Origin of the sequence: Pseudomonas avellanae BPIC 631, from assembly GCF_000444135.1 — a bacterium.
Lineage (GTDB): Bacteria > Pseudomonadota > Gammaproteobacteria > Pseudomonadales > Pseudomonadaceae > Aquipseudomonas > Aquipseudomonas avellanae.
The window spans coordinates 1-300 of the sequence record NZ_ATDK01000610.1; the positions used below are offsets into that span (position 1 = coordinate 1).

Consider the following 300-nt stretch of genomic DNA (forward strand, 5'->3'; position numbering starts at 1 on the left):
ATAGAGGGGCTGGATGCGGAGAAGAACAAGGCGGCTTATCGGGTATTGGGGTCGACACCGTTTTGTCTGGCGGTGTTGATGTTGGAGGTTTGGAATGTGAGTTCGGAGGTGTCTGCTTGGGAGCAGACAGTTAGGGAGAAAGGCGTAGTTAGAACAGGTGTAGGTATCTTGGGTGCCAGCCTAGATCTCGTAATAGCACTAGTGTACTGTTTGCGAAATAATTTACCCGTGTCCCGCAACCTAAGTTATTGATAAAATTTGAATTTTACGTTAGTTAGTAGCTGGTTTTTTCGAAAACAG

At 46.0% G+C, this 300-nt stretch carries 1 pseudogene; it reads left to right on the forward strand.

The window, feature by feature from the left end:
• Positions 1–252 (forward strand): annotated as a pseudogene (locus tag DW49_RS1000000133500) (hypothetical protein); the annotation flags it as partial.
• Positions 253–300 lie beyond the last annotated feature (48 nt).